Origin of the sequence: Kitasatospora sp. NPDC091257 (assembly GCF_044757675.1) — a bacterium.
In the GTDB taxonomy this organism is placed as follows: domain Bacteria; phylum Actinomycetota; class Actinomycetes; order Streptomycetales; family Streptomycetaceae; genus Kitasatospora; species Kitasatospora lactacystinica.
Genome location: NZ_JBIVVI010001266.1, coordinates 1 through 2,505, shown reverse-complemented (window position 1 = coordinate 2,505; position 2,505 = coordinate 1). Strand labels below are relative to the sequence as shown.

Here is a 2,505-nt window from a genome sequence, read left to right as displayed (position 1 = left end):
GGGCCGGCACCGCGGCCGGCCCCCCGACCCGGCGCCGGCGCCCGCCCCGGCCCGGCTCGGCGACGCCGAACCCGACCAGCGGCCGCTCCACCTCGGAGGCCGCGGGAGCGGCGACGACGCCCGGCTCGTCCGGAGCCTGCGGACCGCTCCCCGACGACGGCCCCACCGCGACCGTCACCAGCGGCGCGCCCACGGCGATCTCCTCGCCCACCTCGCCGTACCGCGCGGTGACCACCCCGCCGTACGGACAGGGCACCTCCACCACGGCCTTGGCGGTCTCCACCTCCACCACCGGCTGGTCGACGGCGATCACCTCGCCGACCTCGACCATCCAGCGCACCACCTCCGCCCCGGTGAGACCCTCACCGAGGTCGGGCAGCCGGAACTCGCGCACGACGGGCATCATCCTCGGTCCTCCCACTGGAGCCGGGCGACCGCGTCCAGGATCCGGTCCACCCCGGGCAGGTGGTGGTGCTCCAGCATCGGCGGCGGGTACGGGATGTCGAAGCCGGTGACCCGCAGCACGGGCGCGGCCAGGTGGTGGAAGCAGCGCTCGGTGACCCGGGCGGCGATCTCCGCGCCGGTGCCGCCGAAGCCGCTCGCCTCGTGCACCACCACGGCCCGGCCGAGCGAGCGCACCACCCGGCAGACCGTCTCGTCGTCGAAGGGCACCAGGGTGCGCAGGTCCAGCACCGCGAGGTCCCAGCCCTCGGCCTTCGCCGTCTCGGCCGCCTCCAGGCAGACCGGCAGCGAGGGGCCGTAGGTGATCAGCACGGCGGAGGTGCCGGTGCGCCGCAGCACCGCCCGGCCGATCGGTTCGACCGGCGTCGCCGGGTCGAAGTCGGCCCTGCCCCAGTAGAGCCGCTTGGGCTCCAGGAAGACCACCGGGTCGTCGGAGGCGATCGAGGCGCGCAGCAGCCCGTACGCGTCGGCCACCGTCCCCGGCGTGACCACGTGCAGGCCGGGGGTGCTGGTGTAGTACGCCTCGGAGGCGTCGCTGTGGTGCTCGACGCCGCCGATGCCGCCGCCGTACGGGATGCGGACGGTGATCGGCAGCGGCAGCCTGCCGGCCGTGCGGTTGCGCATCTTGGCGACGTGCGAGAACAGCTGCTCCAGCGCCGGGTAGGCGAAGGCGTCGAACTGCATCTCGACGACCGGGCGCAGCCCGTACATCGCCATGCCGATCGCGGTGCCGAGGATGCCGGCCTCGGCCAGCGGGGTGTCCAGGCAGCGCTCCGGGCCGAACTCGGCGGTGAGCCCGTCGGTGATCCGGAAGACACCGCCGAGCGCGCCGACGTCCTCGCCGAGCACGTGCACCGCCGGGTCCTCGCGCATGGCGTCCCGCAGCGCGGAGTTGAGCGCCTGGGCCATGCTCGACGGGCGGACGTCGGAGGGGCGCCGCGCGGCGGCCCTGCCGAGGGTGGGCGCGGGCGACGGGTGGGAGGTGCTCACCGGTCCGCCACCTCCGCCTCGGCGGCCAGTTCTTCGGCCAACTGGGCTGCCTGCTCCCGCAGTTGCGGCGTCGGTTCGGCGAAGACGTGGGCGAACAGCGCCATCGGGTCCAGGGCCGGGTCGGTGTGGAACTCGGCCCGCATCCGGGCCGCCAGCGCCTCGGCCTCGTCGGCCGCCTCCCGCACCAGCCGGTCGTCCAGCACGCCGAGCCCGCGCAGCGCGCGCTCCATCAACAGGATCGGGTCGTGCTCGCGCCAGGCGGCCACCTCGGGCTCGGTGCGGTAGCGGGTGGCGTCGTCGGCGTTGGTGTGGGCGTCGATCCGGTAGGTCAGCGCCTCGACCAGGGTCGGGCCGCCGCCGGCCCGGGCCCGCTCGACCGCCTCGGTCAGCACCGAGTGCACGGCGGGCGCGTCGTTGCCGTCCACCAGCCGGCCCGCCATGCCGTAGCCGACGGCCTTGTGGGCCAGGCTCGGTGCGGCGGACTGGGCGCTGAGCGGGACGGAGATCGCGTAGCCGTTGTTCTGCACCAGGAAGACCACCGGGGCGCCGAGCACGGCCGCGAAGTTCAGCGCCTCGTGGAAGTCGCCCTCGCTGGTGCCGCCGTCGCCGAGCATCGCCAGCGCGACCACCGGCTCGCCGCGCAGCCGGGCGGCGTGCGCCAGCCCGACGGCGTGCGGGGCCTGGGTGGCGAGCGGGGTGCAGAGCGGGGCGGTGCGGCTGGCCCGCGGGTCGTAGCCGGTGTGGGCGTTGCCGCGCAGCAGGGTCAGCGCCTCCAGCGGGTCGACGCCCCGGGAGACCACCGCGAGGGTGTCGCGGTAGCTGGGGAAGAGCCAGTCGTGCTCGCCGAGCACCAGCGCGGCGGCGACCTGGCAGGCCTCCTGGCCGGTGGACGCCGGGTAGACGGCGAGCCTGCCCTGCTTGGTCAGGGTGGTGGCCTGCTGGTTGTAGCGGCGGCCGACGACCAGCCGGCGGTAGAGCTCGCGCAGCAGGGCCGGGTCGTACTTCTCCAGGGCCGGGGTGCCGAGCGCCCGGACGGGGGACGGGTCCGGGAGG

General features: G+C 75.8%; 3 protein-coding genes. All 3 read right to left on the bottom strand.

The window, feature by feature from the left end:
• The coding region (locus ACIQOV_RS37125; protein ID WP_401055201.1) for a biotin/lipoyl-containing protein at positions 1-403 on the bottom strand (403 nt) is incomplete at its 3' end.
• Positions 403-1,371, bottom strand: coding sequence for an alpha-ketoacid dehydrogenase subunit beta (locus ACIQOV_RS37120; protein ID WP_380545877.1), 969 nt, complete (start codon positions 1,369-1,371; stop codon positions 403-405). The genes ACIQOV_RS37125 and ACIQOV_RS37120, both read right to left, overlap by 1 nt.
• A gap of 77 nt (positions 1,372-1,448) precedes the next feature.
• Positions 1,449-2,505, bottom strand: a 1,057-nt coding sequence (locus tag ACIQOV_RS37115) for a thiamine pyrophosphate-dependent dehydrogenase E1 component subunit alpha (protein WP_401055200.1), incomplete at its 5' end; no start/stop codon positions are given.

What these genes read in the sequence shown, in the direction of transcription:
- ACIQOV_RS37120 (WP_380545877.1), bottom strand. Translation starts at nt 1,371, where the DNA reads ATGGCCCAGGCGCTCAACTCCGCGCTGCGGGACGCCATGCGCGAGGAC.